Source organism: Pseudomonas sp. R19M, assembly GCF_050312585.1.
Lineage (GTDB): Bacteria > Pseudomonadota > Gammaproteobacteria > Pseudomonadales > Pseudomonadaceae > Aquipseudomonas > Aquipseudomonas palleroniana.
Genome location: NZ_JBNPJV010000037.1, coordinates 1 through 23138 on the forward strand (window position 1 = coordinate 1; position 23138 = coordinate 23138).

General features: G+C 60.7%; 22 protein-coding genes. 10 read left to right on the forward strand and 12 right to left on the reverse strand.

The genetic code is table 11. The features are described from left to right. Nucleotides 1–81 precede the first annotated feature (81 nt). Nucleotides 82–2151, reverse strand: a complete 2070-nt coding sequence (locus tag ACQRBT_RS06365; RefSeq protein ID WP_412046612.1) for an AsmA family protein — start codon at nucleotides 2149–2151, stop codon at nucleotides 82–84. Nucleotides 2152–2507: 356 nt separating this feature from the next. Here ACQRBT_RS06365 and ACQRBT_RS06370 point away from each other — a divergent pair, with 356 nt between their 5' ends. Both ACQRBT_RS06370 and ACQRBT_RS06375 read left to right on the forward strand, forming a co-directional pair. Then, nucleotides 2508–2879, forward strand: coding sequence for a hypothetical protein (locus ACQRBT_RS06370; RefSeq protein ID WP_060755070.1), 372 nt, complete (start codon nucleotides 2508–2510; stop codon nucleotides 2877–2879). A gap of 152 nt (nucleotides 2880–3031) precedes the next feature. Then, the gene (locus ACQRBT_RS06375) at nucleotides 3032–3664 is read left to right on the forward strand and encodes a TetR family transcriptional regulator (RefSeq protein WP_090367101.1); all 633 of its coding nucleotides are present in this window, start codon (nucleotides 3032–3034) and stop codon (nucleotides 3662–3664) included. 5 nt (nucleotides 3665–3669) lie between these two features. Here the strand turns inward: ACQRBT_RS06375 and ACQRBT_RS06380 are convergent, their stop codons facing one another. Beyond that, nucleotides 3670–4167: a C40 family peptidase gene (locus tag ACQRBT_RS06380; RefSeq protein WP_412046611.1), complete on the reverse strand. Its 498-nt coding sequence runs from the start codon at nucleotides 4165–4167 to the stop codon at nucleotides 3670–3672. A gap of 277 nt (nucleotides 4168–4444) precedes the next feature. Between ACQRBT_RS06380 and ureE the strand changes: the two genes are divergently transcribed. The 5 genes from ureE to ACQRBT_RS06405 all read left to right on the forward strand — a co-directional run bounded on the left by ureE (nucleotide 4445) and on the right by ACQRBT_RS06405 (nucleotide 8151). Continuing rightward, the gene (ureE, locus tag ACQRBT_RS06385) at nucleotides 4445–4945 is read left to right on the forward strand and encodes an urease accessory protein UreE (protein ID WP_060755073.1); all 501 of its coding nucleotides are present in this window, start codon (nucleotides 4445–4447) and stop codon (nucleotides 4943–4945) included. Next, entirely contained in the window at nucleotides 4942–5616 is a 675-nt protein-coding gene (locus ACQRBT_RS06390; protein WP_412046610.1) for an urease accessory protein UreF, read from the forward strand. Before ureE ends, ACQRBT_RS06390 begins: the two co-directional genes overlap by 4 nt. 24 nt (nucleotides 5617–5640) lie before the next feature. Further along, the gene (gene ureG / locus ACQRBT_RS06395; protein WP_412046609.1) at nucleotides 5641–6255 is read left to right on the forward strand and encodes an urease accessory protein UreG; all 615 of its coding nucleotides are present in this window, start codon (nucleotides 5641–5643) and stop codon (nucleotides 6253–6255) included. A gap of 22 nt (nucleotides 6256–6277) precedes the next feature. Then, entirely contained in the window at nucleotides 6278–6850 is a 573-nt protein-coding gene (locus ACQRBT_RS06400; RefSeq protein ID WP_104995367.1) for a HupE/UreJ family protein, read from the forward strand. A 182-nt stretch (nucleotides 6851–7032) separates the two neighbouring features. After that, nucleotides 7033–8151, forward strand: a complete 1119-nt coding sequence (locus ACQRBT_RS06405) for an AGE family epimerase/isomerase (RefSeq protein ID WP_412046608.1) — start codon at nucleotides 7033–7035, stop codon at nucleotides 8149–8151. On the opposite strand, the gene ACQRBT_RS06410 is transcribed toward ACQRBT_RS06405, so the two are convergent. The 9 genes from ACQRBT_RS06410 to amaB form a co-directional block, all read right to left on the reverse strand. Then, on the reverse strand, nucleotides 8123–9028 hold the full coding sequence (locus ACQRBT_RS06410; protein ID WP_060755077.1) for a cation diffusion facilitator family transporter: 906 nt from the start codon (nucleotides 9026–9028) through the stop codon (nucleotides 8123–8125). The genes ACQRBT_RS06405 and ACQRBT_RS06410 overlap by 29 nt on opposite strands. A 197-nt stretch (nucleotides 9029–9225) precedes the next feature. Continuing rightward, entirely contained in the window at nucleotides 9226–9990 is a 765-nt protein-coding gene (locus tag ACQRBT_RS06415) for an SDR family oxidoreductase (RefSeq protein ID WP_090367112.1), read from the reverse strand. Nucleotides 9991–10773: 783 nt separating this feature from the next. Next, nucleotides 10774–11490 (reverse strand): ABC transporter ATP-binding protein, encoded by a 717-nt coding sequence (locus tag ACQRBT_RS06420; RefSeq protein WP_412046607.1) that lies wholly within the window; start codon nucleotides 11488–11490, stop codon nucleotides 10774–10776. Beyond that, a complete protein-coding gene (locus ACQRBT_RS06425; RefSeq protein WP_060755080.1) occupies nucleotides 11487–12362 on the reverse strand; it encodes an ABC transporter ATP-binding protein in 876 nt (291 codons plus the stop codon). Before ACQRBT_RS06425 ends, ACQRBT_RS06420 begins: the two co-directional genes overlap by 4 nt. Further along, on the reverse strand, nucleotides 12359–13636 hold the full coding sequence (gene livM / locus ACQRBT_RS06430; RefSeq protein ID WP_060755081.1) for a high-affinity branched-chain amino acid ABC transporter permease LivM: 1278 nt from the start codon (nucleotides 13634–13636) through the stop codon (nucleotides 12359–12361). The genes ACQRBT_RS06425 and livM overlap by 4 nt, the downstream gene beginning before the upstream one ends. Nucleotides 13637–13638: 2 nt before the next feature. Next, nucleotides 13639–14553, reverse strand: a complete 915-nt coding sequence (locus tag ACQRBT_RS06435) for an ABC transporter permease subunit (protein ID WP_010213575.1) — start codon at nucleotides 14551–14553, stop codon at nucleotides 13639–13641. A 200-nt stretch (nucleotides 14554–14753) separates the two neighbouring features. Then, entirely contained in the window at nucleotides 14754–15887 is a 1134-nt protein-coding gene (locus ACQRBT_RS06440; protein WP_161547778.1) for a branched-chain amino acid ABC transporter substrate-binding protein, read from the reverse strand. A 374-nt stretch (nucleotides 15888–16261) separates the two neighbouring features. Then, nucleotides 16262–17545 (reverse strand): L-pipecolate oxidase, encoded by a 1284-nt coding sequence (amaA, locus tag ACQRBT_RS06445; RefSeq protein WP_412046606.1) that lies wholly within the window; start codon nucleotides 17543–17545, stop codon nucleotides 16262–16264. A gap of 143 nt (nucleotides 17546–17688) precedes the next feature. Beyond that, complete coding sequence (gene amaB, locus ACQRBT_RS06450) at nucleotides 17689–19179, reverse strand: L-piperidine-6-carboxylate dehydrogenase (RefSeq protein ID WP_060755083.1); 1491 nt, start codon at nucleotides 19177–19179, stop codon at nucleotides 17689–17691. A 154-nt stretch (nucleotides 19180–19333) separates the two neighbouring features. Between amaB and ACQRBT_RS06455 the strand changes: the two genes are divergently transcribed. The 3 genes from ACQRBT_RS06455 to nadE all read left to right on the forward strand — a co-directional run bounded on the left by ACQRBT_RS06455 (nucleotide 19334) and on the right by nadE (nucleotide 22478). Then, nucleotides 19334–20224, forward strand: a complete 891-nt coding sequence (locus ACQRBT_RS06455; protein ID WP_060755084.1) for a LysR family transcriptional regulator — start codon at nucleotides 19334–19336, stop codon at nucleotides 20222–20224. Nucleotides 20225–20432: 208 nt separating this feature from the next. Continuing rightward, complete coding sequence (pncB, locus tag ACQRBT_RS06460; protein WP_060755085.1) at nucleotides 20433–21647, forward strand: nicotinate phosphoribosyltransferase; 1215 nt, start codon at nucleotides 20433–20435, stop codon at nucleotides 21645–21647. A gap of 3 nt (nucleotides 21648–21650) precedes the next feature. Next, complete coding sequence (gene nadE, locus ACQRBT_RS06465; protein WP_090367120.1) at nucleotides 21651–22478, forward strand: ammonia-dependent NAD(+) synthetase; 828 nt, start codon at nucleotides 21651–21653, stop codon at nucleotides 22476–22478. A gap of 120 nt (nucleotides 22479–22598) precedes the next feature. On the opposite strand, the gene azu is transcribed toward nadE, so the two are convergent. Next, complete coding sequence (azu, locus tag ACQRBT_RS06470) at nucleotides 22599–23045, reverse strand: azurin (RefSeq protein ID WP_060755087.1); 447 nt, start codon at nucleotides 23043–23045, stop codon at nucleotides 22599–22601. Between the last annotated feature and the right edge of the window lie 93 nt (nucleotides 23046–23138).

Genomic DNA, 23138 nt, shown 5'->3' on the forward strand with positions numbered 1-23138 from the left:
GAATCAGTCGATATCGCAATTGACTGACTCACCGCCATCGGGAGCAAGCCCCCTCCCACATTTTGGATGGATATTGGGGCCTTAACCTTTTACGGTTTTCGGTGCCTTGCCTTCCTTCATCTGCTGCAGCAACGGCGCGCACTGGTTGGGTTCATCACCGCTCGGTGCAACCAACGCCAGCAGCCCCGCAGCGGGCCCTGCGATCACACCCAGCGCCACCATGCCCGCACCCCGCAAGGCCAGCGGAATGGCTTTTACCCCGGCGTTGGGCTTGATGAACGGCCCATTGACGTACAACGGTGAACGCAGGGAGAACAGGCGGAAGCCTTTCGATTCCGGCGTGATGGTCAGGTCCAACTGCTCCGTGGCCATATTCGCCGTGCCATCGATGTAGATGATGGCGTTCTCGGTATCGAACACAAACAGCCGCGTGGTCGCCAAGCCGGTCTTGATGCCGAAATCGGCCGCCGCGCAATTGATCTTCACTTCCTTGTCGCCGAACAAGCGACCCACCACGTAATTGCCCACGTTAAGCCCGGCGATCTCCATCAGGCCACGGCTGATGGCGCCATCGTTGATCAACATCTTCAGGTCGCCATTGGAGGTGCCCAGCAGCGCCGCCACGGAGTTGCCGCGCCCGGCAATATCCGCGTCGCCGTTGAGTTCACCAAAGCTGGTTTTCATCGGTTCGAAGGTGGGGAACAACTGCTTGAGCTTGAAGTTGCGCGCGGTGAGTTTGGCGCGGCCTTCCATCGGTGTGGTGCGGCCGTTCAGGCGAATCTGCGCATCCAGCTTGCCGCCCGCCACGCCGAAACGCAGGGGTTCGAGGCTGAGCTGGCCGTCATTGAGCACCAGGTGCGTATAGAGGTCGGTGAAGGGCAGCTCGGCACTGTGCACGATGCGTTTGCCGGTGAACTCCACGTCGGCATCCATATCGTGCCAGCGATCGGTGCGGAACTCTTCCACTGGCAGGACCTTCGTTGCCGGCTGCTTGCTCGCGCCGCCACGGGCTTTCTGCTTGGCATTGGAGTCCGCGCCGATCAAGGGCGCGAGGTCGGCCATCAACAGTTGGTTGGAGAGCAAATTGCCCGCGAGCTTTGGCCGTGGCTGGCTGGCTACATAGCCCAGGTCGCCGTGGATATCGCTGTTGCCGATCTTGCCGTTGAAGTTTTCGTAGCGAAAGGACGCGCCGCTGGCTTCATGCAGCTTGGCGATCAGATGGCCGTCGGTGGAATAGGCCGGGGAGTCCGGCAGGGTTACGCCGGTCAACGGGTACAGGTTGCCCAAACTGCTGCCGGAGAGTTTCAGGCGCAGGTCGAGGGCGCCGAGGTTCAGCGGATCGGTAAGGGTGCCGGCCAGCGCTATACGGGTGTCGGCCACCTGCACCTGGGCCTGCAACGGGAATGGCTTGGCGGCGTCCTGCAACGCCAGCAGGCCGCCGATCTTGCCGGTGCCGTCGAGTTTCTGGCCGTGATACTGGCCTTTGACCTTGAGCCCGAACGCATAGTCCTGGGGCGCCGAGCCTTTTTCCAGGGCCTTCTTGGCATCGGCATCGCCGACGATCTCACCGAAAGGGATGGGTTTACCCAGCGAATCGATGATGACGTCCAGCTGGGTCTTGAGGGTTTGGTCGTCAAGGGTCACATGGCCTTTGTCGAAGCCGATGGCACCGATGTCCACCACCCAGCTCGAAGGTTCGGCATTCGGATCCTTGGGGTCGAACTTGAACGTCCAGTTGGCGCGGCCGTCAGCCAGGCGTTGCAAGTCGGCACTCGGCTCGGTGAGGTCGATACGCGGGATCACCACGCGCTGCACCAGCAACGCCAGCGGCGAAATACGCAACTCGACTTTCTTGAGCGTGACCATCTGCGGCTTTTTCGACCAGTCGGGGTTGCCCAGGGTCAGGTCTTCGGCGATCACATGAGGCCACGGTACCCAGGCGCGCCAACCGCCTTCATCGGGCTCACGCTGCCACACCACCGCGAGGTTGCCGTTGATGGCGAACGGGCGATGCAGTTCTTCGGAGACTTTGGCATTGAGGGGCGGCTTGATGCGGTTCCAGTCAAAGAATGCCAGGACCACTACCACCACGGCGATTAACAGAACGAAGCTGGCGCAGCTCCAAACCACAATTTTACGAGTGCGCGTCATTGCACAGGACTCCTGAATACGACTGGCAAGGCGGCTCCTTTGGAGCCGCTTATAAAGCTGTGACTGGCAAACCGCCTGGGGGTTTAACCGGCCTGCGGTTTTAGCCGCAAAAAGCTATTTTTCTGACCGAACAGGCAATTTCCATCATCAACGGCGCACCATTGTTACCCGTGTTCGTGTCGAAAATACCCACCACGGTGCAAAAGCGCGGGCTTGAGAGGCCCGCGCTAGAGCCTCTGCACGGAACAATCAATTCCGTTGATTATTACCATTGTGTTTATGAACTTTTATATCGACTTATCAAGAGTAGCATTAGCCCTGTACCCAATTTATCGCCCTCCCAAGGAGCAACTATCATGAAACGCCAAATACTCGCTACCGTACTGCTGTCCGTCCTGGCTTCCAGTGCTTTTGCCTTGCCAGCCGCCGAACAAGCGACTCCACAGAATAAAGCCCAAGCCGTGCAATCCAGCCAAACCCTGGCCCGCAGCGGTTCGCAAGAAGACGAAAATCGCGACTACGCCAAAGGCGCCGTTGCTGAAAACGGTTCGGAACACGCCAACAAACGCGCCTACACCGAAGGCGTTGCTGAAGGTGGCTATGATCGCCTGCAAGAGAAAGGTTTGGTAGAAGGCGGCGCAGAACAAGCTAACAAACGTGCTTACACCGACGGCGTTGCTGAAGGTGGTGCAGACCGCCTGCAAGAACTGCATCAAGCACAGAGCTAAGCCCGTGGTGGCCCAGAAAAAAGCCCGATCAGCCGATCGGGCTTTTGCTTTTATATAGACCGCGTCACGCATTGTTCTCGCCAAGTTCGACGCCGGCAAAGCGCTTTTGCTAGAGTGCGTCGCTGTACTTGCCGACTTAAGCCCTCCCGCCCATGCTGCCCCGCGCCGAACAGAAGCAACAGACCCGCCTCGCCCTGATGGATGCAGCCCGCCATCTGATGGAGGGTGGCCGAGGGTTTGGCAGCCTGAGCCTGCGCGAAGTGGCCAAGAAGGCGGGGATCGTGCCTACCGGCTTCTACCGCCACTTTGCCGATATGGACCAACTTGGCCTGGTGTTGGTGAGTGAAGTGGGCCAGACCTTCCGCGCCACGATTCGCCTGGTACGCCACAACGAATTCGTGATGGGCGGCATTATTGACGCCTCGGTACGTATCTTTCTGGACGTGGTGTCGGCCAATCGCTCACAGTTCCTGTTTCTGGCACGCGAGCAATACGGTGGTTGCCTGGCCGTGCGCCAAGCCATCGGCGCACTGCGCGAAGACATCACCCGCGACCTGGCGGCGGACCTCACCCTGATGCCCAAGCTGCAACACCTGGATGCCGAAGGCTTGCATGTGATGGCCGACTTGATCGTCAAGAGCGTCTTCGCCACCCTGCCCGACATCATTGACCCACCCGCCCATGCGTTGCCCGCGCACCTCACGCCCCAGGCGAAAATCACCCAGCAATTGCGCTTTATCTTTATCGGCTTGAAGCACTGGCAAGGCCTGGGCAGCACCGAATGACGCCATCAGCCCGCTGAGTGAAAGCGCTTGGCCGTGGTGTAGTTCTTGTTCCAGTAGCGGTTGCTCAACGAGTCGATGCGGATGTTCTTGCCGGTGCGCGGCGAATGGATGAACTTACCCTCGCCTATATAAAGGCCGACATGGCTGACCTGACCGCGCCCATTGCCTTTGAAAAACACCGCGTCGCCAGGCTTGAGGGCGTTGCGTTTGATGGTTGGAGCCGAGGAGCGGTGCATCGCGGCCGTGGTGCGGGGGATCTGGATCTGGGCTTCTGTCTTGAACAGGTAGACCAGGAAACTGCTGCAATCGAAGCCCTGTTGCACTGACGTGCCCCCCCATTTGTACGGCGTGCCCAATAGTTCATGAGCGCGGTCGACGATATCGTCGATTGCCGTTTCCTTCAGCGAGATACTGAAGCTGGGGTGGGGCTGCAACGAAGCCGAAGCCGATGAGATGACAAAAGACAGGCTGATGAGTACTAAACAACACAATGATCTAAACATGATGAACGTCGCAGTGGATTAAACACGACGCACAGCCTAATGATCATGTCGGTAACGTCTTGAACGGCAAATCCTGAGTACCTGTAGGACAAATCCGAAAACGCCCATAACGGGTGCGCCAAGCCTATCAACGCACCAAATTGGACCATTCTCAGAATATTCCGACGCCCTATTAGGTGGCGCCGCCGTACTTACTTACAGGCAATTCCTACTTCCCATCCAGGTTGGCAAGCCCCTTGCTCTAGCTGTTTCATCGCTCTTAGCCGGAAGCTTTCTGATGCTGGTGATCCACCGCCGAATCGCCCCCCAAGCCCTCTGGGCCGCCGAGTTGCTGCTGAATTTTGAAGCGCGCAGCAAAAGCCGCCTGCGCTGTTTCAGTGCCGACGGTGAAGACGTCGGCCTTTTCCTGGAGCGTGGCCAGCCCCCGTTGCACGATGGCGAATTCCTGCAGGCCGAAGACGGACGCGTCGTACGCGTGTGCGCCAGGCCTGAACAACTGCTGCACGTCACCTGCAGCAGTGCCTTTGAACTGACGCGGGCGGCTTACCACCTGGGCAACCGCCATGTGGCGCTGCAGGTCGGGGACGGCTGGTTGCGTCTGCTCGATGACTACGTGCTCAAGGCCATGCTCGAACAACTGGGGGCGCAGACGCAAACCATCGAAGCGCCCTTTCAGCCGGAGCACGGCGCCTACGGCGGTGGCCACCACCACTCGCGCCATGGCGATGAAGATTTCAACTACCCGCCCAAGCTGCACCAGTTCGGCGTGCGCCCATGAACCCAGCCTGGGCCTTGCTGCGCCTGGCCAGTCCGCAATTGCCGATTGGCGGCTACAGCTATTCCCAGGGCCTGGAAATGGCCGTGGAAAATGGCCGTGTGAAGGATGCGGCCAGCGCCCAGCGATGGATCAGCGACCAGTTGCTGCTCAACCTCGCCCGCTTCGAAGCGCCGCTGCTGCTCGCCCATTGCAACGCCGCCGCCGCACAGGATTGGTCGCGCCTCACGCAGCTATGCGAAGAACATCGCGCCAGCCGTGAGACCCGCGAGCTGTATCAGGAAAGCCGCCAGATGGGCTATTCCCTGCAACAACTGCTCAACGGCCTGCCCGAGCTGGATGCCGCCGCCCGTGCATTTCTTGAGCCGTGCGCCGAACCGCATCTGGCCCTGGGCTGGGCGCTGGCGGCACGCGCCTGGCACATCAGCCCCGACGACGCCCTCGCCGCCTGGCTGTGGAGCTGGCTGGAAAACCAATTAGCCGTGCTGATGAAAACCCTGCCCCTGGGGCAGCAGGCCGCTCAACGCCTGACCAGCGAACTGCTGCCGTTGCTGCAACAAGCCCAGCAGGATGCCACGCATATCGACCCCAACCACTTCGGCAGCGCCGCGTTCGGCCTGTCCCTGGCGTGTATGGCCCACGAACGCCAGTACAGCCGCCTGTTCCGTTCCTAGGAGCGGTTTATTTTGGAGAGACACATGAACACACAACCCCTGCGTGTCGGCATCGGTGGCCCGGTGGGCTCCGGTAAGACCGCGCTGACCCTGGCCCTGTGCCTCGCGCTGCGCGACCGCTACAACCTGGCGGTGGTCACCAACGATATCTATACCCGCGAAGACGCCGACTTCCTGGTACGCAACCAAGCCTTGGCGCCTGAGCGCATCATCGGCGTGGAAACCGGCGGCTGCCCGCACACGGCGATTCGTGAAGATGCCTCGATCAACCTCGAAGCGGTGGACCAGCTCAACCGTCGCTTTCCTGGCCTGGACCTGATCCTGGTGGAGTCCGGCGGCGACAACCTGTCGGCGACCTTCAGCCCGGAACTGTCGGACCTGACCATCTATGTCATCGATGTGTCCGCCGGCGACAAACTGCCGCGCAAAGGCGGGCCGGGAATCTGCAAATCCGACTTGCTGGTGATCAACAAGATAGACCTGGCGCCACTGGTGGGCGCCTCGCTGGAGCTGATGAACAGCGACACCCAACGGATGCGCAACGGTAAACCCTTTGTGTTCAGCAACCAGAAAACCGGCGTCGGCCTGAATGACATCGTCGCCTTTATCGAGCGTCAGGGTTTGCTGACCGCCGCCTGATCATCCCTTTAAGGAGCCTGATATGAGCCTCAAGAAACTTTTCGCCGCCGCCAGCCTGCTGCTGGCGCCCGCCCTCGCCTTCGCCCACCCGGGCCATGGCGACAATGGCCTGGTGGCCGGCATCAGCCACCCACTGGGCGGTATCGACCATTTGCTGGCCATGGTTGCGGTCGGCTTGTGGGCGGCGCAGCAAACAGGCAATGCGCGCTGGGCACTGCCTTGTACCTTTGTCGGCACCATGCTGATAGGTGGCTTGCTGGGCTTCGAAGGACTGCAGTTGCCGGCATTGGAAAGCGGGATTGCCGCCTCGGTGCTGGCATTGGGCCTGGCCGTTGCACTGGCGGTGCGGCCGCCATTGTTCGTGGCCGTGGGGGCGACGGCGCTGTTTGCGTTGTTCCATGGCGTGGCGCATGGCTTGGAACTGCCGGATATGTCCAGCCCTTGGGCGTATGCGGCAGGGTTCGTCGGTGCGACCGCTGCCCTGCACGCTGCCGGTTATGCGGTGGTGCGCTTCCTGCCGGCGGCGGCCGCGCCGTTGGTGCGAGTCGCCGGTGCGGCATCGGCGGCGACGGGGGTGTGGCTGCTCGCCGGCTGAATATTGCGGTGCCTGTAAAGGCGCTATCGGGAGCAAGCCCCCTCCCACACTCGACACGGTTCCAACTGTGAACACCGTTAAGTGTGGGAGGGGGCTTGCTCCCGATAGCGGTAGACCGGACACCACAGAACCCAAGCCTGCTACCATGCGCGCCTACACCCCTGCCGTGACGACGCCAGCTGATGCCCATTGCTTCCCAACCCTCCTTGAATTCTGTGCTCACGCACTTCCATGACCTGATCGTGCCACTCTGGCAAGGCCCGGGCTGGAATGCCGAACTGGCGCTGCCCTACGAGGCGCTGGACGCCGATCACCGGCCACTGCCCCCGCAACGCTACCGCGCCATGGCCTGTGCCCGGCAGTTGTACCTGTTCGCCAGCCTGATCGGCGAGCCGGGCGCCGCCTTTGCCCAAGAGCGTGCAGCGGCGCTGTTCCGCTCCCTGCAACGGCATTTCCATGACGCCGAGCACGGTGGCTGGTTCTACAGCATCGACCCGACCGGCCAGCCGCTGGACAAGCGCAAAGACCTGTACACCCACGCCTTCATCATCTTCGCCTGCGCCCACTACTGGGCCAAGGTGCGCGAGCCGTTGGTCGAATCCGTGCTGGATGCCGCCCTGTCAGTGGTCGCCGAACGTTTCGCTACCGGCGACGGCCTGTACGAAGCGGTCTTGGAGCGCAACTGGTCATCCCTCAAATCCGGCCCGTTGCAAAACCCGCTGATGCACCTCGCCGAAAGCTTCCTCGCGACGCTGGCGGTGCGTGAAGATGCAGTCACCCAAGATGCGCTGCTGGATTTGGCAGGTGCGCTGCACAAGCGCTTTATCGATCCTCAGCACGGCGTGATGATGGAAAAACCGCTGGGCGCTGTGGATAACTGGTTTGAGCCGGGGCACCAGTTCGAATGGTTCTTTTTGCTGGAGTCTTCACCCGTGCTGCGCGGCACGCCGCTGCATGCAGCGTTGTCGCGGGCATTTGCCTACGCCGAACTCAAGGGTGTGGATAAAGCCAGCGGCGCGGTCAGCGGCATGCTTGCCCTCGACGGCCATGTGCGCGACGGCACCCAACGGATCTGGGCCCAGGCCGAATACCTGCGGGCACTGACCCTGCGCCCGGGCAGTGAGGCAGTGTTGCAACGCCAGTTGCTGGCGCTGCAACAACGCTTCCTGCATGACAAAGGCTGGCATGAATGCCTGGACGCCAAGGGCGACGTGAGCCGACGGGACATGCCGTCGACCACGCCCTACCACTTGGCGACCTGCTACCAGGGCCTCATGCAATCCACTTGCGATCTGCGGTAAAGCTGATCGTCAGCCAGCGCGCCGCATCCGGCGTGCCGAGCCCTGTGGATATCTCTTCGCGCAGCCGATCCAGCGTCGCGATGTTATCCACCGGGTAATCCGCCGGCAGTACCACATGAATCTCGATAAACCGTGCACGCCCGTGCTTCTGTACGTAAGACACGTAGTCGTCGAAACCATGTCGGGCCTGCGCCGCGTCCATCACTTCGCGCACGGTGTCGTCCAACTGGTCCGGTGCGATCCCCAGCACCTCGCGCAGCGCCGGGCGCAGGATCTTCAAGGCCGGGGCCAGCATGCTCAGGGCCAGCAGGATCAGAATCAATGGGTCGACATACACCGCCCACTCGCCATAGCCCTGGGACTTGAGCAACAGGGCAGCGAGAAAGCTGATCAACAAGCCCACCGACAGCATCGCGTCCACCAGCCAACTGATGTTATCGAACTGGATCAGTGACGATTTCAGCCGGCGATTGCGATAGCGCACGTAAAAAAAGTAGGCGAACTCGACGACGGTAAACACCGCCGCATAGAGGATCACCAGCCCCAACTCGATCTCACGCCCGCCATTGATAATGCCGAACACACCGTTGAGAAACGCGTAGATGGCGATCAGCAGCAGGAAGCTGCCTTCGATCAGCAGCACCATCGGCTCCAGGTGCCAATAACCGAACTGGAAACGCTCGTTGCTTTTTTTCGCGATCAGCTTGGCCGTGATCAGCATCAACACCTTGATGGCGGTGGCGATCAGCGAGAAAAAGCCGTCGAATAGAATGGATTGGGCGCCAGAAATCACACCCGTGACAATCCCGGCGATCGCAACGGCGAACATCAGGATGGTCGATTGTTTGAGCAGTGCCTGCTCACCTCGGTTACTCACACTTCCTCCCGTCAAAACCTTTAAACCGCACAGTGCGGAGGGGTTTTCAGGGGTGGAGTGTACCTTATGTCGTGTTTTGGCCGATTTGACGCCATCGGGGGCAAGCCCCCTCCCACACTTGACCGTATTTCAAAATTGGAACTCGGTCGAATGTGGGAGGGGGCTTGCTCCCGATAGCCGCGACACGGTCTGACGCCTTACTTGGCCCCACGCTCAATCGCAAAACCCGCCCAGGTCTGGCTCACCGGCATCAGCTCCAGGCGGTTGATGTTCACATGCGCCGGCGTGTTCAACACCCAGAAAATGGTATCGGCAATGTCCTGCGGCTGGATCGGCTCGGCACCCGCATAGGTAGCGTCGTACCGTGCCTGGTCACCGCCGAAGCGCACCAGCGAGAACTCGCTCTCACACAGGCCCGGCTCGATGTTGGTCACACGCACGCCAGTGCCTTGCAGGTCGCAGCGCAGGTTCAGCGAAAACTGCTTCACGAATGCCTTGGAACCGCCATACACATGGCTGCCGGGGTACGGGTAGTTACCGGCGATGGAGCCCAGGTTGATAATGCCGGCGCCACGCCCGTAGGCGATCAGGCGTGGCAACAGCAGGTTGGTGGTGGTCAACAGGCCTTTGATGTTGGTGTCGACCATGGTTTCCCAATCGTCGAGGTTGCACTTGGGCGCAGGATCGGTGCCCACGGCCAGGCCGGCGTTGTTGATTAGCCCGCGCAGCTTGGCGAACGACGGCGGCAGATTGGCGATGGCGTCTTCCATGCCCTTGCGGTCCCGTACGTCCACCACCAGGCCATGTACTTCAGTCTGCTTGGAAAGCTCTTCGACCAGCGCGTTCAAGCGGTCGGCACGACGCCCCGTGAGCACCAGTTTCCAGCCGGCGTCGGCAAAACGACGGGCACAAGCTTCGCCAAAACCTGAAGTGGCGCCGGTAATAAACAGCGTGTCGGACATGGTGTTCTCCTTGCGGGCATCGGGAAAAAAGTTGCCAGCAGAATGCCCTTACCCCGACGTTGCAGCAACCATTAAGCAAACAACTTCACGCACAACTGATCACTTTTTAACCAGACCCAGCAAACCCTTACAAACCGTGGCCTGTAGCCATATGCACGCAGGTTATCCACAACTGCACCCACAGTCTTTGGGGGCAAGTAAAAAACCGCTCAGGCCGCTCAATACAAGGGCTCCAGGGAGTTTTAGAAAGTTTTTTGCTTGACCTGGGCCAAGGCGTATGTAGGCCCTGGTTGAAGGAAAAAGTTCGAGCGATGGCTCCAGGCCAGTCATTTCGGCCTCTGCGGCGGTCTTTCCAGAGTTTAATCACAGACTTATCCACAGGTTTGATCAACACAAAACGGTCATATACCTGTGTCTTTAAACAGGTTGACAAACCCCTTGGGCGGTCGCGAAAAAGCCCCTGATCAAAAAACAATCGACGCGCTGCAGGCCACGCCGTTAAAGGCTTTCAGCCAGCTACTCCCACGTTACCCACAGCCGGTTCCACAGCCGATGGGGACAAGTCAAAACTGTGACAAAACAGGGATTTGCGGCGGCTATATGTCGCGCTTTGGGAGGTGGCTGGATTTGTTTTCCACAATTTGGTCGAGTGCCTGTGGACACCTGATCGTTCCCACGCTCTGCGTGGGAATGCATCCGAAGACGCTCCGCGTCCAAAGCGTGACGCAGAGCGTCACAAGAGGCGTTCCCACGCGGAGCGTGGGAACGATCAGATGACGAGGATCAGTGCCCGCCCAGGTAGGCGTTGCGCACTTCCTCGTTCACCAACAGCTCTTTACCGGTACCTGTGAGGCGGATCTCCCCGTTGACCATCACATAGGCCCGGTCCGACAGGCGCAACGCATGGTTGGCGTTCTGCTCCACCAGGAAGATAGTCATCCCGGTGGACGCCAGCTCGCGCAGGGTGGAGAAGATCTGCTTCACCACGATCGGCGCCAGGCCCAGGCTCGGCTCGTCGAGCAGCAACAGCTTGGGCCGGCTCATCAGGGCGCGGGCGATGGCGAGCATTTGCTGTTCACCACCCGACATGGTCATGGCGCGCTGGTTACGGCGTTCCTTGAGTCGCGGGAACAGCTCGAACATGCGCTGCATATCTTCCTGCGCGTACTTGTCGCCAATCGGGATAGTGCCCATCAGCAGGTTTTCCTCGACGGTCATGTCGGGGAATACCCGCCGCCCTTCCGGCGACTGTGCGATGCCGTTGGAGGCAATGTAGTGCGAGGACTTGTGGGTAATGTCGACGCCGCTATAAAGAATCTGCCCCGACTCGGCCCGTGGCTGACCGAAGATCGACATCAGCAGTGTGGATTTACCCGCACCGTTGGAGCCGATCAGGCTCACGGTTTCGCCTTCGTTGATGTGCAACGAGACTTTCTTGAGGGCCTGGATCGGGCCGTAGTAGACGTCCAGGTCCTTCATTTCGAGGATGGGTACGCTCATGCCAGCTCCTCCTCGTCGGCGCCCAGGTAGGCGGCAATCACTTTCGGGTCGTTGCGGATCGCGTCCGGCCCACCTTCGGCAATCACGTTACCGTGGTCGAGCACCACGATGTGGTCGGAAATGCTCATCACCATGCCCATGTCGTGTTCGATCAGCACCACCGTGAGGTCGTGTTCGTCGCGCAGCAGGCGAATCATCGCGCTGAGGGCTTCGGTTTCCTGGGGGTTGAGGCCGGCTGCCGGTTCGTCCAGGCAGATGATCTGCGGCCGTGTGCACATGGCGCGGGCGATTTCCAGGCGGCGCTGCTGGCCATAGGAAAGTTCGCCGGCCAGGCGGTTGGCGCAGTCCACCAGGTCCACCACTTCAAGCCAGTAGAACGCATGGTCCAACGCGTCGCTTTCGGCCTTGCGGTAGCCCTTGGTGTTGAGGATGCCCGCGAGCATGTTGCGGTTGACCCACATGTGCTGGGCCACCAGCAGGTTTTCCACCACCGACATTTCCTTGAACAGGCGAATGTTCTGGAAAGTCCGCGCCAAACCTGCGCGGTTCACCAGGTGGGTGCCACCGAACATCTTGTAGTACACCCGGCTGAAGAAGCTTTTCGGCGATACGAAGTCGACAGGCTGGAAGCGCTCGCCGAGCAGCTGGATGACGTTGGTCTGCTTGCCACGCACATTGAGTTCGATCTTGCCGCCACTGGCTTTATAAAAGCCGGTGAGGCAGTTGAACACCGTGGTCTTGCCCGCACCATTGGGGCCGATCAGGGCGAAGATCGAGTTGCGTTCGACCTTGAGACTCACATCGCTCAAGGCCTTAATGCCACCGAAGTGCATCATCAGGTTTTCCACGGACAGCACGATTTCCTTGCTCATGGTGCGACCCCCTTGCGTGGCGTCACACCCGTGCGGCTGATCCGTATCAGGCCGCGTGGCCGCCAGATCATCATCACCACCATCAACACGCCAAACAGCAGCACGCGGTATTCGGAGAAGCTACGCAGCAGCTCCGGCGCGACCGTCAGCACGAACGCTGCGATGACCACGCCCACCGTCGAGCCCATGCCGCCCAAGACCACGATGGCCAGGATCAGCGCCGACTCGAAGAAGGTGAACGACGACGGGTTGACGAAGCCCTGGTAGCTGGCAAAGAACACCCCGGCCAAACCGGCCGTGGACGCACCGATGGTGAACGCCGAGAGCTTGACCAGTACGTGGTTCAGGCCCATCGAGCGGCAGGCGATCTCGTCTTCGCGCAAGGCTTCCCAGGCGCGACCGACCGGCATGCGGGTCAGGCGGTGCTTGATGTACAGCACGGCCAGCACCACCAGGAACAGCACGATGTAGATGAACATGAACTTGATGTTGGCGTTGTAATCGATACCGAAAAACTCGTGGAACGGAACCCCGCCGTCCTTCGCCTTGCGGCCGAACTCCAGGCCAAGGAAGGTCGGCGATGGCACCGGCATGCCGTTCGGGCCACCGGTGAACGACAGCCAGTTGTTCAGCACCAGACGAATGATTTCACCGAAGCCCAGGGTCACGATGGCCAGGTAATCGCCGTGCATTCGCAACACCGGGAAGCCGAGAATGCACCCCGCTAATGCCGCCGCGATAGCCGCCAGTGGCAGCACCGACCAGAACCCCAGCCCCAGGTATTGATAACCCAGCGCCAAGCCATAGGCACCGATGGCGTAGAACGCCACGTAACCCAGGTCGAGCAGACCGGCCAGGCCCACCACGATGTTGAGGCCCAGGCCCAGCAATACGTAGATCAGCCCGAGGATCACCACGGTCAGCAGGTACTTGTTGGCGAAAATCGGGAACACGATGGCAATCACGATCAGCGCCGGGATGATCCAGCGCAGCCGCGACTTGTAGTCCGGCGCCAGCACGTGCACGCCGGAACCACTGGTCTCGAAGCCCTGCAGAATCTTCAGGCCCTTGGAGGTTTGCAGGAACAGGCTCATGGCGAAGCGGCCGACCATCACAATGGCGACCAGCAAGCCCACGCGGGCCGGTTCCAGGTTGAAGCTGTAGCCGTCGAGGACCACGCCGACGATGGGGCCGAACACGACCAGCGCAATCAGCCCGGCAAGGACCGTATCGACCACGCTTTTCTTGATATCGATAGATTTGGCAGCAGACATGTTTACACCTTCGCCACAAGTGGGCGACCAAGCAGGCCCTGAGGACGGAAAATCAGAATCACCACCAGCAGGGAGAAACTGAACACGTCTTTGTAGTCAGAGTTGATCAACCCCGAGAACAACGACTCGGAGATACCGAGGATGATCCCGCCCAGCATCGCCCCAGGCAGGGAGCCGATGCCGCCGAGTACCGCCGCGGTGAACGCCTTGATGCCGATGATGAAGCCGGCATAGAAGTCGAAGGTGCCGTAATTGAGCGTGATGAGCACGCCGGCCAGCGCGGCCATGGCGGCGCCGATGACGAACACGTAGGAGATCACCCGGTCGGTGTTGATGCCCAGGATCGAGGCCATCTTGCGGTCTTGCTGAGTGGCGCGGCACATGCGGCCGAGCTTGGTGTACTTGATCACATAGGTCAGCAGGGCCATGCCCGCGAAGGCGGCGACCAGGATGAAGACCTTGGTGTACGTGAGCTGGACGAACCCGCTGCCGATGTCGACACGCCAGGCCCCAGCCAGCAGGGTCGGAATACCTTGTTGCTTGGCGCCCTGGGCGATCTGCGCGTAGTTCTGCAGGATCAGGGAGATGCCGATAGCGCTGATCAGCGGTGCCAGGCGGGTGGAGTTACGCAGGGGTTTGTAGGCGACACGCTCGATGACCCAACCGTACACGCCGGTGACGACCACGGTGAAGATCAAGGTGCCGAGAATGAGCAGCGGAAAGGATTCGATGCCGAAGTAAGCCAGCAGTGCCAGACTGATCGCCGCGAGGTAAGCGGAAATCATATAAACCTCGCCGTGGGCGAAGTTGATCATGCCAATGATGCCATAGACCATTGTGTAGCCGATGGCGATCAGGCCATAGACCGACCCGAGGGTCAGGCCGTTGACCAGTTGCTGCAGGAAAATACCATCCATAACGCAATCTCACGCGGTGAGCACCTGCACACCGGTGGGTGTGCGGCACTTCTGGAGGAAAAGACAGATCTTGATGACAACACCACTCCCCTGTGAGAGGGGCTTGCTCCCGATGGCGGTGGATCAGGTTTGAACAGGCTGACTGACACACCGCGATCGGGAGCAAGCCCCCTCCCACATTGGAGCTGTGGTGCTAATGCTTACTTCTGTTTTTCCAGCTGGTGGTATTTGCCGTCTTTATCCCACTCGTAAACCACGTAGTCGGAGACCTTCAGGTCGCCCTTGGCATCCCAGGCTTTTTCGCCCATGACGGTTTTCACCGGGTGAGCCTTGAGCCACTTGGCGGCGTCTTCGCCCTTGTTGGACTTGGCACCGTTGAAACCGGCGGCCAGGGCCTGGATCGAGGCATAGGCGTACAGGGTGTAGCCTTCAGGCTCGTAACCGGCCTTACGGAACTCATCCACCACGGCCTTGCTGTCAGGCAGCAAGCGCGGATCGGCGCCGAATGTCATGAGCACGCCGTCTACGTACTGGTTGCCACCGGCTGTTTTCGCCAGTTCGTCGGTCACTACGCCGTCATCGGACATGAACTTGGCTTTGAGGCCCGCTTCACGAATCTGACGAACCAAAGGACCGGCTTCCGGGTGCAGGCCGCCGAAGTACACAACGTCGGCGTCCAGGGAGCGGATCTTGGTCACCAGGGCGCTGAAGTCTTTCTCGCCACGGGTCAGGCCCTCTTCCAGCACAGGCTTCACGCCGCGCTTGGTCAACTGGGCGGAGGTAGCGTCGGCCAGGCCCTTGCCGTAGGTGTCCTTGTCGTTGATGACTGCGACTTTCTTGCCCTTGAGCACGTCGACGATGTAGTCGCCGGCGACGATACCTTGCTGGTCGTCCCGCCCGCACATGCGGAACATGGCGCCCAGGCCGCGTTCGGTCACTTGTGGGTTGGTGGAGCCTGGGGTGATCGCGATGATGCCCGCTTCGTCGTAGACCTCGGAGGCCGGGATGGTGTTGGACGAGCAGAAGTGCCCGACCACGCCGATCACTTTATCCTGGTCCGCCAGGCGGTTGGCCACGGCCACGGCCTGCTTGGGTTCACAGGCGTCGTCACCGGCGACCAGCTTGATCTGTTCGCCGTTGATACCGCCCGCCTTGTTGATCACATCGGCCGCCGCTTGGGCACCCTTCATGTACTGCTCACCGAAAGCTGCGTTGGCACCCGTCATCGGGCCGGCCACGCCAATCTTCACATCAGCTTGAACAAACGTAGAAACACCCAGCGCCGCTGCGACGGCGAGAGCCAGGAAACCTTTCTTGTAAAACGTCTGGGACATGAGTGGTGCTCCGATATTTTTGATTTTTGGCACGACAACTTGCATTCAAACTTTCCACTGAAAGCCCAGAGCAAGGCGCGTGCCATTACGTTTTTATTCTTCAAAAAGACACGGTGTCATTGTTATCACGGGCGTTTCGCCGCCTTTCGCCAGGACGTGCAACCGTCTAGCGTCAGGAGGTGCAACCTTTCACCGCAAAAAGTACAACCCGAGCAGGTCGCACCTGCAACCAGACGGATAAACGACAGTTCCTACACCTGTAACAACGTGCGTAACGGAACTGCACATTTACAGTGCGCGATTGCTACGACTTGCACCAATACAGATTAGTAGCAGGCTAAGAAAATGCAGGCTTTTGACAGGTATCTCGCCGATCAGATCACGATCCGCAGGCACTGCCCCGCGTGATACAGCGAGAATCCGGCCTCATACAGGCAACTGCGCAGGCCCACCCCGACCAACGGCTGCATCGGCGCAAAAGGAATCGGCAACGCCTGGGGATCCTGGTGACATAAATAGTCGGCGAACGCCTTGCCGACCACGCTACCGGTGGTCACGCCACGCCCGTTATAACCCGTGACGGCCACCAGGCCCGGCGCAGGCTCGAACAGGCGCATCAAATGGTCCGGGGTGAAGGCAATGCAGCCAGTCCAGGTGTATTCCCACTGCACCGATTTGAGGTACGGGAAGTAATGCTGCTGCACCCGATCGGCCCACGCCGTGAGGAACCACGCCGGCTTCTGATTGCCGTTGCCCAGGCTGCCGAGCAACAGGCGGCCGTCGGCGTCGCGGCGGATACTGCTCAACACCTGGCGGGTGTCCCATGAACCTTGCCCACCGGGCAGAATCTGCTCGGCAGCGGCGTCGGTCAGCGGCGCGGAGGCGACCTGATAGTAGTAGCCGGGGAAAAAATTGCGCCGCAGCTCAGTCCACTCACCTTCGGTGTAGGCATTGGAGGCGATCACCACCTGTGCAGCCTGCACAGAGCCCTGCGCGGTCTGTACCGACCAGTGTGAACCTTGGCGCTCGAGCTGGGTGACCGGCGAATGGTCGAACAACTGCCCACCCAGGCCAACCGCGGCATTCGCCAATCCGGTGGTATAGGCCATTGGATTCAAGGTGCCGGCACGCCGATCCAGCAGCGCGGCGGCAATCTTGCGGGTGCCCGTGGCGCGCTCGCACGCCTGCCCGGTGAGCAGCTCAACCGGCGCGCCACGGCGCTTCCATTGTTCTTCACGACTGCGCAAATCCGCCTCGCCACGCGCGTTGTGCGCCATGTGCAAGGTGCCCTCGCGGCGCAATTGGCAATCGATGTTGTATTTGTCGACCAGGCTGAACACCAGGGACGGTGCTGCGCCCAGCATGCGGTTGAGCTGGCTGCCTACCGCTTCGCCGAAACCGGCTTCGATTTCGTCCGGAGGAATCCACAAACCGGCGTTGACCAGCCCGACGTTACGCCCCGAACCACCATGGCCGGTGCGATGGGCCTCCAGCACGGCAACGCTCTTACCCTGTTCCAGCAAGTGAATGGCGGCCGACAAACCGGTGATCCCGGCGCCGATCACACACACATCCACCTTGACCTCGCCCTTGAGCGCGGCACGATCCGGCCGGCCGGGGGTGAGGTATTCCCATAAACATGTTTCGCGTAGTGCCATTGCCAGACTCCGGGATGAATTCACCACCGCTCGTTCCCACGCTCTGCGTGGGAATGTAGCCCTGGGCGCTGCGCGCCCGCTTCAGGTCGTGACGCGGAGCGTCACAGGATGCATTCCCACGCGGAGCGTGGGAACGATCATCATCAGTCGAAGGTGATGCCCTGTGCCAACGGCAATTCCAGCGAGTAGTTCACGGTGTTGGTCTGGCGACGCATATAGCCGCGCCACGCATCCGAACCCGACTCACGCCCGCCGCCGGTTTCTTTCTCACCGCCAAACGCGCCGCCGATTTCCGCGCCGCTCGGGCCGATGTTGACGTTGGCGATCCCGCAATCACTGCCCACCGCCGACATGAACTGTTCGGCTTCACGCACATCCGTGGTGAAGATGCACGACGACAACCCTTGCGGCACGGCGTTGTTCAGGCGCAGGGCCTCGTTGAAGTCGCTGTAGCCGATCACGTACAGGATTGGCGCAAAGGTTTCGCTGCACACCACGTCGCTCTGCTCGGGCATTTCCACGATGGCAGGCGATACGTAATAGGCGTTGGGGAACTTGTCCTCCAACTGACGCTTGCCGCCGAACACCTTGCCGCCCTCGCTCAGGGCCTGCTCGAGCGCGTCCTGCATATTTTCAAAGCTGTGTTTATCAATCAGCGGGCCGATCAGGTTGCCTTCCAGCGGGTGGCCGATGCGCACTTTGGCATAGGCCGCCTTGAGGCGGGTGACGATTTCTTCCTTGACCGACTCATGGGCGATCAGGCGGCGCAAGGTGGTGCAACGCTGGCCGGCGGTGCCGACCGCACTGAACAGAATGGCGCGCACGGCCATGTCCAGGTCGGCGCTCGGGCCGAGGATCATCGCGTTGTTGCCGCCCAGTTCGAGAATGCTGCGGGCAAAGCGTGCGGCGACTTTGGGCGCCACTTCGCGGCCCATGCGGGTGCTGCCGGTAGCGCTGATCAGAGCCACGCGCGGGTCATCCACCAACGCGGCGCCAGCATCGCGGCCACCGATGATGACTTGGCTCAGGTACGGCGGCGCATCGTTGAAATGCTTCAGGACGCGCTCGAACAGCGCCTGGCAGGCCAGGGCGGTGAGCGGGGTCTTTTCTGATGGTTTCCAGATCACCGCGTTACCGCACACCAACGCCAGGGCCGTGTTCCACGCCCACACCGCCACCGGGAAGTTGAACGCGCTGATCACTCCGACCACACCCAGCGGGTGCCAGGTTTCACGCATGTGGTGGCCGGGGCGCTCGGAGGCAATGGTCAAGCCGTACAGCTGGCGGGACAGGCCGACGGCGAAATCGCAGATGTCGATCATTTCCTGTACTTCACCCAAGCCTTCCTGGGTGATCTTGCCCGCTTCCCAGGACACCAGTTCGCCCAGGTCGGCCTTGTATTCGCGCAGCACGTCGCCGAACTGGCGCACCAGCTCGCCGCGACGCGGGGCCGGCACCTTGCGCCAGGCTTCGAATGCATGCTCGGCGCGACTGACCTGTTGCTCCACCTCGGCGGCACCTTGCCAATGCACGCTGCCGAGCCGGCTGCCATCAATCGGCGAATGCACGGGTTGTTTACCCGACTGGTACAACGCCGGGTCTACCCCGAGGCGATCAAGCAATGCGGCAACCATGGGTCGCTCCTTCAATCTGCAGACAGAAAATTCGCGCCGCACCCAGCACGGCGATCCAGAGCTTATTTGTAGCTGGCCCAAGACTTGCCAACAAACGACGATTAGGCGAGATATCATTCCGTTTATTCATGCAAAGCATCAGAAGAGGCGTGCCGTGCTGAACAAAAGACATTTGCCCTCGATCACCGCCCTGCAGTGTTTCGAAGCCGCCACCCGCCATTTGAGCTTCACCCGCGCCGCCGAGGAGTTGAACCTCACGCAGAGCGCGGTGAGCAAGCAAGTGGCGCAACTGGAAGAACTGCTGCAACACCTGCTGTTCCGCCGAGTACGCCGCCGCCTGCAGATGACGCCGGCAGGGGATCTGTACCTGGTGGAAGTGCGCAAGATCCTCACGCAGGTGGAGATGTCCACCCATTACCTGCGCTCCTACGGCGGCGAGACCGAGGTATTGCGCGTGTCCACGCCGTACACCTTTGGCGCACGCTGGCTGGTGCCACGCCTCAAGGGCTGGCGTTTGCGTCACCCGCAAATCCACCTCGACCTGTGCAACGAGCAGGCCCCCGATGAACTGCTGCAAGGCAAGGCGGACATGGCCTTTTACTTCGGCCAGGGCTCACGCGCCGGCACCGAGAGCCTGAAACTGTTCAGCGAGGAATTGGTGCCGGTGTGCGCGCCGGAGAGCCTGCCGGCCAAGCCGTTCAGTGATCCGACCCAACTGAGCGAGCTGGTACTGCTGCAAAACGCCTCACGCCCCCAAGGCTGGCACGACTGGTTCGCGAGCCAAGGCTACCAGACCGAACACAGCTACCACGGTCCGCGTTTCGACACCTTCTATATGTGCATTCGTGCGGCACAGGTGGGCTGTGGCGTGGCGCTGCTGCCGCGGTTTCTGGTGGAGGAAGAGCTGGCCGAGGGCAAGCTGGTGATTCCCTGGCAGCATGCGATGCCAAGCCAGGACGCGTATTACCTGGCTTATCCCGAGCACTCGGCAGAGGTGCCCAAGGTGCGCGAATTCGTGAAATGGATGATGGAGCAAGTGGCTTAGTACCCGGGATACCGCAATCGGGAGCAAGCCCCCTACCACACTTGGAATGCATTCCAACCTGTGGAAGGGGGCTTGCTCCCGATGAGGCCAGTCGTCACACCCGAAAAAATCACTGGCAAAACCCCATGGGTCTATGCGCCACTAGCGCCATTCCTTAATCGTGCGTAAAGGCCGGCGCCCCTCGCCGACCCGTCTGGAGATTCCCATAATGAGCGAGAGTGTGTTTGCCGATCGCATCGTGCAGAACCTGCTCGACACCGACTTCTACAAGCTGACCATGATGCAGGCGGTGCTGCACAACTACCCCAACGTGGAAGTTGAATGGGAATTCCGTTGCCGTAACAGCGAAGACCTGCGCCCGTACCTGGCGGAAATCCGCTACCAGATCGAGCGTCTCGCCGAACTGAGCCTGAGCGCTGACCAACTGAGTTTTCTGGAGCGCATCAGCTTCATGAAGCCGGACTTCCTGCGTTTTCTCGGGTTGTTCCGCTTCAACCTGCGTTACGTGCAAACCGGCATCGAGAACGGCGAGTTGTTCATCCGCCTGCGCGGGCCGTGGCTGCATGTGATCCTGTTTGAAGTGCCGATGCTGGCCATCGTCAGCGAAGTGCGTAACCGCTACCGCTACCAGACCGTGATCCTGGAACAGGCCCGCGAGCAGCTGTATCGCAAGTTCGACTGGCTCACCGACAACGCCAGCAGCGACGAGCTGTCGGAGTTGCAGGTGGCCGACTTCGGCACGCGTCGACGCTTCTCGTACCGGGTGCAGGAAGAAGTGGTCAATGTGCTCAAGCATGACTTCCCCGGGCGATTCGTCGGCACCAGCAACGTGCACCTGGCCCGCGAGCTGGGCATGAAACCCCTGGGCACCATGGCCCACGAGTGGATCATGGCGCATCAGCAGCTCGGCCCGCGCCTGATCGACAGCCAGATCGCCGCGCTCGACTGCTGGGTCCGCGAATACCGTGGCCTGCTGGGCATTGCCCTGACCGATTGCATCACCACCGACGCGTTCCTCGGCGACTTCGATTTGTACTTCGCCAAGCTGTTCGACGGCCTGCGCCACGACTCCGGCGACCCCGTGCAGTGGGCCGAGAAAGCCATCGCCCACTACCACAAGCTCGGTATCGAGCCGATGAGCAAGACCCTGGTGTTCTCCGACAGCCTGACACTGCCCAAGGCCCTGGAGATATTCCGTGCGCTGCGCGGTCGGATCAATGTGAGCTTCGGCATCGGCACCAACCTGACCTGTGATATCCCAGGGGTTGAGCCGATGAGCATCGTGCTTAAAATGACGGCCTGCAATGGCCAGCCGGTGGCGAAGATCTCTGATGAGGCGGGCAAGACCCATTGCACCGACCCGAATTTCGTCGCCTATTTGCGTCACGTTTTCAAAGTACCTGCCCTATCCAGCAAGGAGTGAATCATGCAAGCCGTACAGCGTGAGATTGCGCAGCAGCTCAAGGTCCAAGCGCCGTTCAAAGACCCGGCCGCCCTTGAGGCCGAAGTGGCTCGCCGCGTGGCTTTTATCCAGGATTGCCTGCGCAATTCCGGGCTCAAGACGTTGGTGCTGGGCATCAGCGGCGGCGTCGACTCGCTGACCGCGGGCCTCCTGGCCCAGCGCGCGATGAAGGAGCTGCGCGCCACCACCGGTGACCAAGCCTACCGCTTTATCGCCGTGCGCCTGCCTTACGAAACCCAGTTCGACGAACACGATGCCCAGGCTTCGGTGGACTTTATCGAGCCGGACGAGCGCCACACCGTGAACATCGGCCCGGCAGTGAAATCCCTGGCCAATGAAGTGGCGGCGTTTGAAGGCAAGGCGGCAGTCTCCCGCGATTTCGTACTGGGCAACACCAAGGCGCGCATGCGCATGGTCGCGCAATACACCATCGCGGGGGCTACGGGTGGGCTGGTAATCGGCACTGACCATGCGGCGGAAGCGGTCATGGGCTTTTTCACCAAGTTCGGTGACGGGGCCTGTGACCTGGCACCGCTGAGCGGGCTGGTAAAGCATCAGGTGCGAGCGATTGCGCGGCACTTTGGCGCGCCGGAGTCGTTGGTGGAGAAGGTGCCGACGGCCGACCTGGAAGACCTGTCACCGGGCAAGCCGGACGAGGCGTCCCACGGCGTGACCTATGCCGAGATCGATGCGTTCCTGCACGGCGAGCCGGTACGTGAGGAAGCGTTCAAGATCATTTGCGATACGTATCGCAAGACCGAGCACAAGCGGGTGATGCCGTTTGCGCCTTGAGGCGAACTCGATAGTGTTGGGTTGATTTGCAGAATGTCATCGGGGGCAAGCCCCCTCCCACACTTGGAATGCATTCCAACCTGTGGGAGGGGCTTGCCCCCGATGAACGATGACGCGGTCTTACTTGACGGTCACAGTGCCTTTCATCATCGAGATGTGGCCCGGGAACGAGCAGAAGAACGCATAGTCGGTACCCGCTGCCAGCTTCGACACATCGAAGGTCACCGAGTCTTTCTCGCCGGCACCGATGATCTTGGTGTGGGCGATGATGCGGGTGTCGCCGTCTTTCAGGTAGTTCTTGTCGAGACCGGCGGCCATGCCGTCGCTGGCGATACCTGGCATGTCGGCAGCGGAACTCAGCACCCAGTTATGGCCCATGACGTTTTTCGGCAAGCTGCCGGAGTGGGTCAGCTCGACGGTGAATGTCTTGCAGCTTTTGTCGATTTCAATGGCCTTGGTGTTAAAGGACATTTGATCAGTGGAGTCGACGGTGACCTTGCACTCTGCAGCAAGCAACTGGCCGCTCGCCAGAGTCAGCAGGGAAACAGCAACGAGTTTGGCAAACATGTGAATCTCCAAGGCAGGGTTTAAAAAACGCGGATTGCGACAAGGGTGCCTCAAGCAGGCAGGAATTCTTATGATCTGAATCAACAGATTGTA

Excerpts from the sequence above, each read along its gene's own strand:
- ACQRBT_RS06365 (WP_412046612.1), bottom strand. The coding sequence starts at position 2,151 with ATGACGCGCACTCGTAAAATTGTGGTTTGGAGCTGCGCCAGCTTCGTT.
- ACQRBT_RS06370 (WP_060755070.1), top strand. The coding sequence starts at position 2,508 with ATGAAACGCCAAATACTCGCTACCGTACTGCTGTCCGTCCTGGCTTCC.
- ACQRBT_RS06375 (WP_090367101.1), top strand. The coding sequence starts at position 3,032 with ATGCTGCCCCGCGCCGAACAGAAGCAACAGACCCGCCTCGCCCTGATG.
- ACQRBT_RS06380 (WP_412046611.1), bottom strand. The coding sequence starts at position 4,167 with ATGTTTAGATCATTGTGTTGTTTAGTACTCATCAGCCTGTCTTTTGTC.
- ureE (WP_060755073.1), top strand. The coding sequence starts at position 4,445 with ATGCTGGTGATCCACCGCCGAATCGCCCCCCAAGCCCTCTGGGCCGCC.
- ACQRBT_RS06390 (WP_412046610.1), top strand. The coding sequence starts at position 4,942 with ATGAACCCAGCCTGGGCCTTGCTGCGCCTGGCCAGTCCGCAATTGCCG.
- ureG (WP_412046609.1), top strand. The coding sequence starts at position 5,641 with ATGAACACACAACCCCTGCGTGTCGGCATCGGTGGCCCGGTGGGCTCC.
- ACQRBT_RS06400 (WP_104995367.1), top strand. The coding sequence starts at position 6,278 with ATGAGCCTCAAGAAACTTTTCGCCGCCGCCAGCCTGCTGCTGGCGCCC.
- ACQRBT_RS06405 (WP_412046608.1), top strand. The coding sequence starts at position 7,033 with ATGCCCATTGCTTCCCAACCCTCCTTGAATTCTGTGCTCACGCACTTC.
- ACQRBT_RS06415 (WP_090367112.1), bottom strand. The coding sequence starts at position 9,990 with ATGTCCGACACGCTGTTTATTACCGGCGCCACTTCAGGTTTTGGCGAA.
- ACQRBT_RS06420 (WP_412046607.1), bottom strand. The coding sequence starts at position 11,490 with ATGAGCGTACCCATCCTCGAAATGAAGGACCTGGACGTCTACTACGGC.
- ACQRBT_RS06425 (WP_060755080.1), bottom strand. The coding sequence starts at position 12,362 with ATGAGCAAGGAAATCGTGCTGTCCGTGGAAAACCTGATGATGCACTTC.
- livM (WP_060755081.1), bottom strand. The coding sequence starts at position 13,636 with ATGTCTGCTGCCAAATCTATCGATATCAAGAAAAGCGTGGTCGATACG.
- ACQRBT_RS06435 (WP_010213575.1), bottom strand. The coding sequence starts at position 14,553 with ATGGATGGTATTTTCCTGCAGCAACTGGTCAACGGCCTGACCCTCGGG.
- ACQRBT_RS06440 (WP_161547778.1), bottom strand. The coding sequence starts at position 15,887 with ATGTCCCAGACGTTTTACAAGAAAGGTTTCCTGGCTCTCGCCGTCGCA.
- amaA (WP_412046606.1), bottom strand. The coding sequence starts at position 17,545 with ATGGCACTACGCGAAACATGTTTATGGGAATACCTCACCCCCGGCCGG.
- amaB (WP_060755083.1), bottom strand. The coding sequence starts at position 19,179 with ATGGTTGCCGCATTGCTTGATCGCCTCGGGGTAGACCCGGCGTTGTAC.
- pncB (WP_060755085.1), top strand. The coding sequence starts at position 20,433 with ATGAGCGAGAGTGTGTTTGCCGATCGCATCGTGCAGAACCTGCTCGAC.
- nadE (WP_090367120.1), top strand. The coding sequence starts at position 21,651 with ATGCAAGCCGTACAGCGTGAGATTGCGCAGCAGCTCAAGGTCCAAGCG.
- azu (WP_060755087.1), bottom strand. The coding sequence starts at position 23,045 with ATGTTTGCCAAACTCGTTGCTGTTTCCCTGCTGACTCTGGCGAGCGGC.